This window comes from Streptomyces violaceus (assembly GCF_036014075.1).
Lineage (GTDB): Bacteria > Actinomycetota > Actinomycetes > Streptomycetales > Streptomycetaceae > Streptomyces > Streptomyces violaceus.
The window spans coordinates 4,002,369-4,014,590 of sequence record NZ_CP107911.1; the positions used below are offsets into that span (position 1 = coordinate 4,002,369).

Here is a 12,222-nt window from a genome sequence, read left to right on the forward strand (position 1 = left end):
TGGATCCCTCACCCTCGGTCGTGGACTGAGCCGTTCGTGCCGTGCTCGGCGACCAGCCGCTCCAGCACCGGAACGACCTCGTTGGGACTGGGTACGGCGAGCAGTTCCTCCTGGAGCCGGCGGGCGCCATGCGCGAACGACGGTTCGCCGACCAGCCGCTGGACCTGCTTGCGCAGGACGTCCGGAAGCAGGTCGCCGCTCGGCACGCACAGGCCGGCCCCGATGTCCTCGAGCCCGCGCCCCATGGCCTCGGTGTCCCAGCCGAAGGCCAGGATCAGCTGGGGCACGGCGTGCAGTTCGGCCGTCGCCTTGGTGCCGACACCGCCGTGGTGCACGATCGCGTCGCACGTGGGCAGCAGGTCGTTGAGCGGGACGAAGTCGACCAGGCGTACGTTGTCCGGCAGGTCCCCGGCGGCCTCGCGGGTCGCCTCGTCGACGGTCGCGACGATCTCCGCGTCCAGCTCCGCGAGGTGGGCCAGGAGCTCGGCCATGTCGACGCCGACATCGGAGGCCGAGGAGCCGAGCGTCACGCAGACGCGGCTGCGCCCGGGGTCGGCCCGCAGCCAGTCGGGCACCACCGCGGGGCCGTTGTACGGCACGTGGCGCACCCGCACGGTCGGCAGCTTCAGGTCGAGCTGGGTGCTGGGCGGTGTGGTGTTGACCGTCCACTGGCCGGTGACCATGTCCTCGTCGAACCCGGCGTCGGATCCCAGCCGCCGCAGCGTGCGCTCCAGCCACTCGGCGGTGGGGTCCTCGCGGTGCTCGGGCTCCTGCTCGGCGGCCAGCCGCAGGAACTCCTTGCGGGCCCGCACGCTGATGTCCGGGCCCGAGACCAGCCGGCAGTGCGCCGCGCCCGTCACCCGGGCCGCGATGGCCCCGGCGAGGGTGAAGGTCTCCCAGACGACGAGGTCGGGCTGCCAGGAGCGGGCGAAGTCCACGAGGGCGTCGACCATGGTGTCGTTGTTGAGCGCGCCGTAGAGCGTGGGCACCATGATGTTCTCCAGTGCCAGCAACTGCTCGTAAGTCCAGGGGTGTTCGCCCCGGGCTGCGTAGTCGAAGCCCTGCACGTGGGCCGAGGCCTCGTCGTGGAGCTTGCCGAGCAGTCCGAGGTCCTCCAGGGCGCCGAGCGACCACTCCACGGGGACGGCGGTCAGTCCCGTACCCGTGATGACGTCGGTCAGCTCGGGCTGGCTGGCGATCCGCACCTCGTGGCCCGCGGTGCGCAGCGCCCAGGCGAGCGGTACGAGCGGGTAGTAGTGGGTGTGGTGGGCCAGTGAGGTGAACAGAACCTTCATCGCGTCTCCTCCTCGCCGAGTCGGGCCGGCAGCCTGACCAGGCGCCGGGTCAGGGGCGCCCGGCGCATGTGCACCGGCTCGCCGTCCGGCCGCAGCAGCGGGAACCGCGCGGCCAGCGCCACCAGCGCCGGTCCGGCCAGCGCCCGTGCGGCCGGGAGCAGCGTGGCGCAGGCGGCCACGGGCAGCGGGGCCGGAGCGCCGGCGGCCGGGGTGCTCACGGCGGTGACGCTGTCACCGGCCTCGATACGGGTGCCGGCCACCTCGGCCTGGTCGAGGACCACCAGGGGACAGGCCCGCCACGGCGGCCGCTGGTGCAGGACCTCCTCGACCAGGCGGTCCGCGTGCGCGGGGTCCGAGCGCAGCAGCGCCCACTCCCGCGGCCGGCCGAGGAGCCTGCGCAGCGCGTCGCCGAGCAGGTCCGCCGCGGCCCGGGCCCCGGCCACCGCGAGCACCAGGTCCGCCTCCGCGTGGGCGCGCCCGGCGAAGAGTTCCCGCAGTCCGCGTACGCCTGCCGCCATGCGCCGTGTCGTGTCCAGCGTCTGCGGGCAGAGCAGCGCGTCCACGGCCGGGGCCGCCGCGGCGAGGTCGGCGGCGAACGCCGCGCGCCGCTCCTCGGGGACGTCCAGGACGGCGGCGTACCCGGCCGCGGTCAGGGGCTCGGCGAAGTCGGCCACCAGGTCGACCGGGCCCGGGCCGAGCCGGGCCGCGGCCTGCCCGGCCTGCTCCCGCAGCGATCCGGCCTGCCTCCCCACGGCCCTCGTCCCGCCCCGTCGCGCCAGGTCCCGGGCTATTTCCGTCGTGCGCTGTCGCGCCGGGTCGGGCAGCCAGACCTCCGCCTGCGGCACCGCGGCGGACACCACCGGTTCCGCGCCGGCGGACAACTCCCGCAGCGCCGCGGGGCCGGTGACGACCCACGTGTCGAGCCGGCTGCGCCACACCGGCCCCCGCTCCGCGATCGACGCGAGGGTTCCGCCCGCGTCCGTGCCGTCCGTGCCGTTTTCGCCGATCTCGAATCCCCGTACCAGCCGGGCATACGGGTCACCCGCCCCCGGTACGAACGGCTCCGCGTTGATCGCGTAGAGCCACTGTGCCGCGTGGACGAGTTGCAGTTCGCGCCCCAGGGCATTCGTCGCCGCCGTCACCCCGCCACCTCCGTCATCCGATTACCTCGGCAAGGTACGGGGCCGAATTAGAAGAACACTCGAACTGCCGTTTTCCGTATCCACCGTTCCTCAAGCAGTGCTTGATCTCCCGGTCGTACGGTGGGGAACCCACTGGACTCCCGCAAGGTGATGAGGATCCCTATGCCAGAGCACCGTCAGCAACGGGCGCTCCGCATGGGCGTGATCGGCACGGCGAACATCGCGATTCGCCGGATCATGCCCGTGCTCGCCGCGCATGACCACGTCGACCTTGTCGCGGTGGCCAGCCGGGACAAGGCCCGGGCCGAGCGAGTGGGGGCCGCTTTCGGCTGCGGTGGCGTGGGGGATTACGCGGCGCTCGTCGAGCGGGACGACCTTGACGCCGTCTATATTCCGCTGCCGCCCGGCATGCATCACGAGTGGGCGTTGCGGGCTTTGCGGTCGGGAAAGCATGTGCTGGTCGAGAAACCGATGTCGGACACGTACGAGAAAACTCTCGAGCTGATGTCGACCGCGTCGGAACTCGGTCTCGTGCTCGCCGAGAACTTCATGTTCCTGCACCATTCCCAGCACGCGGCGGTACGCGCGATGCTCGACGAGTCCGTGGGGGAACTGCGGCTGTTCTCGGGATCGTTCGCGGTGCCGCCGCTGGCGCCGGAGTCGTTCCGGTACCAGCCGGCCCTGGGCGGGGGCGCGTTGCTCGACGTCGGGGTGTATCCGCTGCGGGCGGCCCAGCTGTACCTCACCGGGGAACTCGATGTCCTCGGGGCGTGTCTGCGCGTCGACGAGGCGACCGGGGCCGATGTGGCGGGCAGTGTGCTGCTGAGCGACGACCGGGGGGTGACGGCCCAGCTGGACTTCGGCTTCGAGCACTCCTACCGGTCGACCTACGCGCTGTGGGGCGACCGGGGGCGGGTGAGCGTCCGGCGTGCCTTCACACCGCCGGAGCAGCTCAAGCCGGTGGTCAGGATCGAGCAGCAGGACGTGGTGACGGAGCGGTCGCTGCCCGAGGACAACCAGGTCTACAACGCCATGAACGCCTTCGTCCGCGCCGCCCTGACCGACACCGGCCCCCTGGCCGACATGTCGGCGATCCGGCGCCAGGCTTTCCTGGTCGACCGGGTCCGTCGAGCGGCCCGAATCGTCGGCGACCCGAAGTCCTCTCCGCACGACGCCCTGGCGGAGGACATGGGCCTGCGCTGACCCACCCTTCTCTTTTAGGGGGCGCGGGGCTGCGTCGATGTGCGGCTCCGCCGCGTGGGCGCGAACAGCCCCCACCCGCCCGCAGCCGCCAACGACACCGCGCCCCGCCAAATCCTCCGGCGGGGCGCGAAGCCGTTCCTTTCAGCGGTCAAGAACCCGACGCAGAACCCCCTCAAGCGTCGCCGCCGCATCAGCCGCCGCCTCATCCGTACGCCAGGCCACGATCCCGTCCGGCCGCACCAGACTCGCCCCCGCCTTACCGATGCCATAACGCTCGGACACCACGTTCTCGGAGTCGGTCAGGCCGGCCCCGATCCGGTACGCCCTGACAGGCACCCCCAGTTCCACCGAGGCCGTCTCCGCCGCCGCGACCCAGTCCGATCCCAGCTCCCCCGCCAGCAGGGTCCAGCCGTCGCCGAACAGATCGACCGTGGAGAGCCGCTCCCCGTGCCGGGACACCAGGACGTGCGGCCCACGGAATCCGGGGCGACCACTCGGGGTCAGCGGGTTCTCCACCCGCGCCTCGTCGTCGTCCGTGGCGAGGACCGCCGAGGAGCGATAGCGGAAGCCGAGCAGCGTCTCGGGGTACCCCACCGACTTGTCCCACACCTCCGCCATGTGCGGCGCCATCCGCTGCGCGTAGATCGCCAGCGCCTCGGCCACGACCAGCTCCGCGGCGACCTTGCGCTCGTCCTCGTACGTACCGAGCAGGCCCTCCCCGGCCTGCCCCCGCAGCACCGCCGCGAGCTTCCAGGCCAGGTCGAACCCGTCGGCGACGGCCGCGTTGCCGCTCATGCCCCCGGTCGGCGGGGTGACCTTCGCCGCGTCCCCGACCAGGAACACCCGCCCCTCGCGCCAGCGTTCGGCGATGCGGGCCGCCATCTCCCAGCCCTGGATGTCGACGAGCTCGGGCTTCACCTCGGGGGCGTCCAGGGCGAGGCCGATGAGTTCGACGCAGCGCTCCGGTGTGAAGTCCTCGGGGCTCTCGCCCTTGTCGGGTTCGTACTCGACGAAGAGGGTGTGCCGGTCGGGCCGGTCCGTCGGCCCGAACGTGCCCTTGAACTCCGGGTGGTGGAGGTAGTACCAGCCGGTCGTGCCCGGTTCCATGATCCCGGAGAGGTCCGCGTCGAAGATGACCCCGACCATGTGGGTCAGCGTGCCGTGCCCGTACCGCCCGATGCCCAGCGACTCGCGCACCAGGCTGCGGTTGCCGTCGGCGCCCACGAGGTACCCGGCGCGCAGGTCGTACTCGCCGTCGGGCCCCGCCAGTCGGGCCGTGACGCCGGCGCCGTCGCCGTCCTGGCGGAACGACAGCAGCCGGGTGTCGAAGCGGATGGCGCCGCCGTGCTTCTTCGCCTGCGCGAGCAGGATCGGCTCCAGTTTGTCCTGGGACAGCATCGCCCAGCCGGCCGGTGTGCACGGCTCGGTGGCGGCCACCATGTCGTCGAAGCTCTCCGAGACGGTCCGCAGGATCTCGCCCCGCACGCTCTGGGCGAGCCGGATGACGAAGTCGCCCTGGGTGCCGCGGATGTCGTCGGCCCGGACCACCTCGTCCGCGACGCCCCCGATGCGCAGCAGTTCCATGGTCCGCGGGTTCTGCCCGGCGGCCCGCGGGTAGGGCGAGAGGCCCGGCCTGCGCTCCACCACGAGCACGCGGACGCCCTGCCGGGCGAGGAACATCGCCGTCGACAGGCCCCCGAGGCCCGCACCCACCACCAGAACATCGACCTCGTGGTCGTTCATGTCGTACCTCTCTCGTCGTTTCTTGCGGGTTCCCGTCGCTTGGTTCACGCCCGGACGCCGACGAACAGACCGCGGCCCGACGGCGCCTCGGGCAGGTACTCGACCGTGAAGCCGGCCTCCCGGAAGGCCTGTTCGTACTCGGAGCGGCTGAACAGGGAGATGACGTGGGTGTCGACGAAGTGCTGGGCTCCGGCGCCGGGTTCGGCGACCACGAAGTGCACGTCCATGTGCGAGGTACGGCCCCGGCGGGCGGAGTGCGAGACCCGGGAGACGGTGACGCCGTCGACGGTCACGATGTCGGCGGAGACATGGCCGTCGGCGAACGTCTCGTAGAACCACCACGGGTCGACCACGGCCACCCCGCCCGGCTCCAGATGCCGGGCGAACATCCGCAGTGCCTGGCCGAGTTCGGCGACCGACGTCATATAGCCGACGGAGCCGAACATGCAGGTCACGACGTCGAACGTGGTGCCGAGACGGAAGTCGCGCATGTCGCCCGCGTGCACGGTCACCCCGGGCAGCGCGGCCCGTGCCTCCTCGGCCATCGGCTCCGACAGCTCCACCCCCTCGACGTGGGCGAAGAGGTCGGCGAAGTGCCGCAGATGCCCTCCGGTGCCGCACGCGACGTCGAGCAGCCGTCCGGCGCCCGGCCTGCTCCGCCGGGCCGCGGCGGCGACCGCCTCGGTCTCGGCGCGGTAGTCCTTGCCCCGCTCGCGGTGCACCAGGTCGTAGACCCGGGCGAGGTCCGCCCCGTACATCGTCTCTCCCGCCCGCTGCTCGTCCGCCACGGTCAGGCCGCCGAGCGGGTGTGGGCGAGGATGACCTCGGCGAGCGGGCCGTGGACGGAGGAGGGCAGGGCGTGTCCCATGCCCGGGATCTCCGCGAGGCGGGCGGTGGGGATGAGCCCGGCGAGGTGCTTGCCGTGCGGCGCGGGGGCGATCGGGTCGTGCTCGGCCTGGATGACCAGGGTCGGCACGGTGACGTCACGCAGCTCGGCGGCCCGGGCCGGCGGCGGCAGGGTCAGCGAGTAGTGCGCGTACGGCTCGGTGAGGGCGCCGCCCGCGTGGTCGATCGCCCGTTCCTCCCACCGCGCGTACTCGGCGTCGTCGAACGGCACGCCCGTCCCGGAGAGGATGCGCCACTTGCTCACGCGCTTGGCCACCTCGGCGGCGCGTCCCTCGGCCGGCTGGTTCATCAGGGCGAGCGCGTCCAGGAACGGCTGCTGGGGCCCGGGCAGGCCGTCCAGCGTGGGTTCGCCGCGCATCACGCGCTCGATGTTGGCGTCGAAGTCGATGTCGAGCCCGCCGCCGAGCATCATGGTCAGACTGCTCAGCCGGTCGTGGTGGTCGAGCGCCATGACCTGGGTGATGGTCGCCCCCATCGACAGGCCGACGACATGGGCCCGGCCGACGCCCCAGCCGTCGAGGACGGCGACCGCGTCGGCGGCCAGCTCGCCGAAGCCGTAGGGGTGCGCGGCGAAGTCGCGGGTGGTGGAGCGGCCGGTGTCGCGGTGGTCGTAGCGGATGACGTGGAGGCCGCCGTCGGCGAGCCGCCGGGCGAACTCGTCGGGCCAGCCGAGGGCGGAGAGGTTGCCGCCCATGACGAGCAGCAGCGCCGGGTCCGCCGGGTCACCGAAGTCGTCGCTCCACAGCTCGACGTCCCCGCTCGGCACGATGCGTTCGGACATGTGTCTACTCCTGTGCTGGGAGGGCCGGGGCCGCTTCCTCGGAGACGGCCGTGAACTCGAGGATCGAGAAGTCGAACGGGAGGGTCGTGGAGCCGCTCGTGCGCTCCGAGGCCAGGGCGAGGCCGGCCGATCCGGCCAGGGCCACGACCTCGTCCCGGGTGCGCACCCGTCCGCCCATGAACGTCAGCATCCGCAGGTCGAGCAGCGTGCTGAAGAACCGGTCGGCGCCGTCCCCCTCGACATCGGCACGGTCGAGGACCAGGAGCCTGCCTCCCGGTTCCAGCGCCCTGACGCAGCCGCGCAGGATCGTCAGCGCGTCCTCGTCGGACCAGTTGAGCAGGACGAACGACAGCAGGACGACGTCGGCGGTGACCGGCAGCGGCTTGAAGAAGTCGCCCTCCGCCACCGTGACCCGGTCGGCCAGACCGGCGTCCGCGAACCTGCGCCGGGCGCGCCCGGCGGGACCGGCCAGTTCGACCAGGGTGCCCCGCAGGTGCGGGGCCCGCAGGGCGATCGCCGCGAGCATGCCGCCGTTGCCGCCGCCCACGTCGAGGACGTGCCGGACCTCCGACCAGTCGTACGCGTCGGCCGGGGCCTCGTAGGCCAGGTCCTCGTCGCAGGACATGAGCGCGTCGAAGGAGTCGGCCAGCGCCACGTCCGCCGACAGGTCCTCCCAGAAGGGCCGCCCGTACCGCCCGGCGTAGGCGGGGCGGCCGGTGCGGACCACGTCGAGGAGCCCGGTGAAGGCCAGGTCGGCGTGCGAGACGGCCCCGTTCAGGTCCAGCCAGGCCCGCTGCTGTGCCGGGTGGCCGTCGGCGAGGAGCATCCCGAGGCGGGTGGGGCGCAGCGGCTGGTCCGGCTTCTCTCCGCCCTCCAGGACGCCGACGACGGTCAGGTGCCGGACCAGGCGGGCGAGCGCCTGGGGGTGGGTGTCCGTACGGTCGGCGAGGCCGGCGAGGGTGCCGGCTCCGGCCAGGAGGTGATCGACCAGGCGGAGCGTCGCGGCGACCCTCAGGGCCATCGGGGTCACCAGATTGCCGAGGTTCTTCAGGAGTACGTCGAGGTCCTGGTCGGTCGGTTCCAGGGGTTCCCCGGGTGCGGGAGAGCTCACCGTGTTCCTTCCCTTGGGCGTCGGTGTGCCGGAACGGAGGCGCTGCTCAGGGGCGCCAGCCCTCCTCGGTGGGCCAGGGCTCGCCGAGCTGGCGGTAGGTGCCGAGATAGTCGGGCCAGTCGCGGTGGTCGCGGATCTTTCCGTCGACGATCCGGATGAGGTGGATCTGTTCGCCGGAGAACTTGCGCCCGGTGGCGGGCATTCCTACGAGTTCGCCCACCTGACGTCCGTACAGGGCGAGTTTCGCCCGCACCCAGCTGCCATTCTCCTCGTAGCCGATCTCCTCCAGATGCGCGTCCTCGGAGAAAGTGAGCTTCAACCACTTCACCGCGAGAGCGAACGCCTCGGGACCGCGCAGTTCCGGCATGTGTTCCAGGGCGCCGGGATTGAGGTACTCCTCGTGGATGAACTCGGCGACGTCGTCCGTCTTTCCGGTGTTGTAGCTGTTCACCATGCGGCGAACAATGTCGATGCGATCGCTCACGGTCGGCACTCCTTGTCGGTCGTCGATGAGTTCATCCTGACTTCCGCGCCTCTTCGCAACAATCCTTTTCCGCACCGGCTCGACCCGTTGACAAGCCGGTTTCGAGCGGCCACCGAGCGCCTTCCGACCCACATTTCAGAGGGACGGGCCAGGGTGGTCGGGTCGGCTTTCGTCACCCGGAGGACCCATGGACAAGACGAAGTACAAATCGACGGTCACCGAGGCGTTCAACAATGCCGCGGCGACTTATGACCAGTTGGGCGTCGAGTTCTTCACACCGATGGGCCGGCGACTGGTGGAAAGGGCCGATCCGCAGCCCGGGCAGCGCGTTCTCGATGTGGGATGCGGCCGGGGCGCGTCCCTGTTCGTCGCCGCGGAGAAGGTGGGCCCGTCCGGCCATGTGCTCGGTATCGACATCGCGCCGGCCATGGTGGAGGAGGCCCGCCGGCAGGCCGGCACGCTCGGCGCCCGGCATGTGGAGGTCCGGGTCATGGACGGCGAGCACCCGGACTTTCCGCCCGCCTCCTTCGACGTGGTGACCGGCAGCTACAGCCTGATCTTCCTGCCCGACGCGCCGGCCGCTCTCCCCCGGTACGCGGCCCTGCTGCGGCCGGGTGGCCGGATCGCCTTCACCAGCCCGGTGTTCACGGAGGACACGTTTCCCTTCCTGCCGCCCGTGTTCACGGAACTGATCCCCGAGCGCCTGCTGCGCAACCTGCCGGCCGACTGGCGGCCGGACGCGCTGAAGCGGCGGTTCAACAGCTGGCTTCAGGACACCGGCGACCTGACCCGGACCATGGTCCGCGCCGGGTTCGAGGACGTGGAGATCGCCGACGAGCACATCGATCTGCGCGCGCCGGACGGCGAGACCTGGGTCGACTGGTCCCATACACAGGGAATGCGGTTGCTGTGGCAGCACCTCCCGGAGTACGAGAACCGGCAGCTGCGCCACCGCCTGACCACCGAGCTGGACCGGCTGCGCGGCGAGGGCCCGCTCCATCTGCCCACCCCGGTCAGGTTCGTCAGCGCGTCGATCCCGGACTGAGCGGCCTCACGGAGCACGTGGAGCCCGGTCCACCCCTCGGACAGGGCTCCACGTGGTGTCAGTAGACGCGCACCGCGCCGGAGGACGACATACGCACGATGTCCCCGGTGGGCCTGCGGAGGTTGCCCTGCGCGTCGATCGACTCCGCGTTGAGGATGGAACGGTGCAGTTCCTGGGCCATCGGACCGGGTTCGAGGCCCAGATGGTTCACCAGGTTGACCCGCAGACGCTGGAAGAGCTCCAGGGCCTGCGCCCGCCGGCCGTTGAGGTAGAGGGCCCGCATGTACTGGGCGTGCAGGCCCTCGTGGTACGGGTTGTCGGCCGTCAGGGCGGCGAGCTCGGTGAGCACCTCGCGGTACATACCGAGCCGCAGCTGGGTGTCGACGAGATACTCCAGGACGACCAGCCGGGACTCCTCGAACTGCTGGCGCCGCCCTTCGAGGATCCGGCCGGCGACGACGTCCACGAGCGCGGGTCCGCGCCACAGCTGCAGCGCGCTGGAGAGGGTGGACAGCGCGGTGCTGTCGTCCCCCGACGACAGCGCCCGGCGTCCGTCCGAGACGAGCTGATGGAACCGGTGGACGTCCAGATCCCCCTGGGTGGTCCGGAAGAGATAGCCGCCGGACCGGGTCACGAGGATCTCGGAGGCGACCTGACGGGCGGTCATTCCCGTCGCGGACGCCAGCAACTTGCGCAGGTTGAGGATGTAGGTCTGCAGCGTGGTCAGGCAGCTGACCGGAGGCTCCTCGTCCCAGAGTTCGCGTATCAGTGACGACACGGGTACCACCTGATCGGCGTGCACCAGCAATGTGGCCAGAACGCTTCTCATCTTCGGTGCGCTCGGAGTGTGCAGATCACCCTCGACCTGCACGGAGAGTGGGCCTAAAACACCCAGCTTCACGACGTTCCCCCATAGATCGCAGAAAGACTGGTCTACCGAGCATCAACGCCTCCGGCGCTTCACAAGTTCCCCACAGGAAAAAAGGAATGCCGCCAGAAAGGAAAGCGCTGTCAGCGCCGGAATTTTCGTTGCGTGAGCAACAAACCGGTTGTGCAATCAACAAGACGACCCGGGTGAGACGGGTGCCGCCGAACGAATCAAGCCACCTTCAGCAGCGTATTCACGACAGCCAGAAACCCGGCGGGGGTCGTCACCTCGGAAAGATCCTCTTCGGGGATCTCCACGTCGTACTCGCGCGAGACCCGGGCCGCGGTCTCCAGAAGGGCCAGCGAATCGTACCCGAGGTCTGTGAATTCCATGTCAACTGCGTTTTCCGCGCTGGTTACGGACTCCTCTTCCCCCGCGCACTCACGCAGGATGGCAAAGAGTTTCTCGCTCGTCAGTGCCGCCACGACAGTTCTTCCTCCCCTTGCGGTCGTTACCTCTCGCTTCTTCGGTGCTGGCCGTCAGGATCAACAACGGCCATGAAGTGCACCCTATGCAGGTTTGGAAGGAACAGACTCGAGAACCGATCGAGCAGACCTGAACAGAAGGTGACCATGAAGCCCTCACCTCGTATCGCGGTCGATATCGGCGGGGTGATTGTTGTCGCCCGGGAGACTTCCGGCCTACTGTCGCAGAGAATGCCCAGACTAAGGAGGAACCAGTGAAAGGAATTGTGCTGGCAGGAGGCTACGGCAGCCGTTTACACCCGATCACCCTGGCTGTTTCGAAGCAGTTGCTTCCCGTCAACGACAAGCCGTTGATCTACTACCCTCTCTCGGCACTGATGCTGGCCGACGTCCGGGACATCCTCATCATCGCCCTGCCCGGCGACATCCCCCAGCTGCGCCAACTGCTGGGCGACGGCAGCCACCTGGGGATCTCCCTGACCTACGCCGAACAGCCCGTTCCCAACGGACTGGCGCAGGCCTTCCTCACCGGGGCCGACCACATCGGCGACGACTCGGTCGCCCTCGTCCTGGGCGACAACATCTTCCACGGAAACGGTTTCTACGATCTCCTGGACGTGCACTCCCGGGACATCGACGGCTGCGTCCTCTTCGGATATCCGGTCACCGATCCCGAGCGCTACGGCGTGGGCGAGGTCGACGAAACAGGCAGGCTCGTCTCCCTGGAGGAGAAGCCCGAAAAACCCCGCTCGAATCTCGCCATCACCGGGCTCTATCTCTACGACAACGACGTCGTGGAGATCGCTCGCCGAATACGCCCCTCGGCCCGCGGCGAACTGGAAATCACCGACGTCAACCGGATCTATCTGGAAGAGGGCCGGGCCAAACTCGTCACGTTCGGCCGCGGATTCGCCTGGCTCGACGCCGGCACTCCGCAGTCGCTGCTCCAGGCCGGCCAGTACGTGCAGACCCTGGAGGACCGGCAGGGCGTACGGATCGCCTGCCTGGAGGAAGTCGCCCTGCGCATGGGCTTCATCGACGCCGACGCCTGCCACCGGCTCGGGGCGAAACTGTCGCGGTCGGGGTACGGCGAGTACGTGATGGCGGTGGCGAGCGAGCTGGGTGTCTGACCGCACCGGGGCGACCGCCCCTGGACGCG

12 protein-coding genes are annotated in these 12,222 nt (G+C 70.3%); 3 read left to right on the forward strand and 9 right to left on the reverse strand.

The window, feature by feature from the left end:
- Positions 1 to 8 precede the first annotated feature (8 nt).
- Together OG542_RS17970 and OG542_RS17975 are read right to left on the reverse strand one after the other, a co-directional pair.
- The gene (locus OG542_RS17970; RefSeq protein WP_328412090.1) at positions 9 to 1,295 is read right to left on the reverse strand and encodes an activator-dependent family glycosyltransferase; all 1,287 of its coding nucleotides are present in this window, start codon (positions 1,293 to 1,295) and stop codon (positions 9 to 11) included.
- Positions 1,292 to 2,437, reverse strand: a complete 1,146-nt coding sequence (locus OG542_RS17975) for a cytochrome P450 family protein (protein ID WP_328412092.1) — start codon at positions 2,435 to 2,437, stop codon at positions 1,292 to 1,294. Before OG542_RS17975 ends, OG542_RS17970 begins: the two co-directional genes overlap by 4 nt.
- Before the next feature lie 162 nt (positions 2,438 to 2,599).
- Between OG542_RS17975 and OG542_RS17980 the strand changes: the two genes are divergently transcribed.
- Positions 2,600 to 3,640: a Gfo/Idh/MocA family protein gene (locus OG542_RS17980; RefSeq protein WP_328412094.1), complete on the forward strand. Its 1,041-nt coding sequence runs from the start codon at positions 2,600 to 2,602 to the stop codon at positions 3,638 to 3,640.
- 141 nt (positions 3,641 to 3,781) lie between these two features.
- Here OG542_RS17980 and rdmE read toward each other — a convergent pair whose 3' ends face one another.
- From rdmE to OG542_RS18005, 5 genes are read right to left on the reverse strand one after another with little or no spacing between them, the layout of a single operon-like run.
- Positions 3,782 to 5,383 (reverse strand): aklavinone 12-hydroxylase RdmE, encoded by a 1,602-nt coding sequence (gene rdmE / locus OG542_RS17985; protein ID WP_328412096.1) that lies wholly within the window; start codon positions 5,381 to 5,383, stop codon positions 3,782 to 3,784.
- A 44-nt stretch (positions 5,384 to 5,427) separates the two neighbouring features.
- Complete coding sequence (locus OG542_RS17990; protein ID WP_311130360.1) at positions 5,428 to 6,141, reverse strand: class I SAM-dependent methyltransferase; 714 nt, start codon at positions 6,139 to 6,141, stop codon at positions 5,428 to 5,430.
- 32 nt (positions 6,142 to 6,173) lie between these two features.
- Positions 6,174 to 7,070 carry an anthracycline biosynthesis tailoring methylesterase RdmC gene (gene rdmC / locus OG542_RS17995; RefSeq protein ID WP_328412098.1) on the reverse strand — a complete coding sequence of 299 codons (897 nt, stop codon included), beginning with the start codon at positions 7,068 to 7,070 and terminating at the stop codon, positions 6,174 to 6,176.
- A 4-nt stretch (positions 7,071 to 7,074) separates the two neighbouring features.
- Positions 7,075 to 8,181, reverse strand: a complete 1,107-nt coding sequence (locus OG542_RS18000) for a methyltransferase (RefSeq protein ID WP_311127023.1) — start codon at positions 8,179 to 8,181, stop codon at positions 7,075 to 7,077.
- A 46-nt stretch (positions 8,182 to 8,227) separates the two neighbouring features.
- Complete coding sequence (locus tag OG542_RS18005) at positions 8,228 to 8,665, reverse strand: ester cyclase (RefSeq protein WP_261681994.1); 438 nt, start codon at positions 8,663 to 8,665, stop codon at positions 8,228 to 8,230.
- A gap of 187 nt (positions 8,666 to 8,852) precedes the next feature.
- On the opposite strand from OG542_RS18005, the gene OG542_RS18010 reads away from it, so the two are divergent.
- Positions 8,853 to 9,710, forward strand: a complete 858-nt coding sequence (locus OG542_RS18010) for a class I SAM-dependent methyltransferase (protein ID WP_328412101.1) — start codon at positions 8,853 to 8,855, stop codon at positions 9,708 to 9,710.
- 58 nt (positions 9,711 to 9,768) lie between these two features.
- On the opposite strand, the gene OG542_RS18015 is transcribed toward OG542_RS18010, so the two are convergent.
- Positions 9,769 to 10,611 (reverse strand): AfsR/SARP family transcriptional regulator, encoded by an 843-nt coding sequence (locus OG542_RS18015; RefSeq protein ID WP_435283828.1) that lies wholly within the window; start codon positions 10,609 to 10,611, stop codon positions 9,769 to 9,771.
- Between the two features lie 197 nt (positions 10,612 to 10,808).
- Positions 10,809 to 11,063, reverse strand: a complete 255-nt coding sequence (locus tag OG542_RS18020; protein ID WP_031103832.1) for an acyl carrier protein — start codon at positions 11,061 to 11,063, stop codon at positions 10,809 to 10,811.
- A gap of 254 nt (positions 11,064 to 11,317) precedes the next feature.
- Here OG542_RS18020 and rfbA point away from each other — a divergent pair, with 254 nt between their 5' ends.
- Complete coding sequence (gene rfbA / locus OG542_RS18025; RefSeq protein WP_311127021.1) at positions 11,318 to 12,193, forward strand: glucose-1-phosphate thymidylyltransferase RfbA; 876 nt, start codon at positions 11,318 to 11,320, stop codon at positions 12,191 to 12,193.
- Positions 12,194 to 12,222: the final 29 nt, after the last annotated feature.